Annotated in this window: 1 pseudogene; it reads left to right on the top strand. The window is 65.7% G+C overall.

Annotation, left to right across the window (positions count from 1 at the left end):
* Positions 1–230, top strand: a pseudogene (locus BJQ90_RS22985) (ammonia channel protein); the annotation flags it as partial.

Raw genomic sequence — 230 nt, 5'->3', positions numbered from 1 at the left:
GACCGGACCAAGTTCACCGCCTGGGCCATCTTCGTCCCCATCTGGATCACCGCAGTGTACTGCCCCCTCGCCTTCATGGTGTGGGGTGGCGGCCTCATGAGCGCCGGAGGAGCGGTCAGTTCCGTCTTCGGCCAGGTCATCGACTTCGCCGGCGGCACCGTCGTTGAGATCAGCTCCGGCACCGCGGCACTCGTTCTGGTACTGATCCTGGGAAACCGGCACGGCTTCGG

The sequence above is a fragment of the Arthrobacter sp. SO3 genome, assembly GCF_020532825.1.
In the GTDB taxonomy this organism is placed as follows: Bacteria; Actinomycetota; Actinomycetes; order Actinomycetales; family Micrococcaceae; genus Arthrobacter.
Note: the sequence above shows the minus strand (reverse complement) of the source record. Positions and strands in the feature narration are given on the sequence as shown.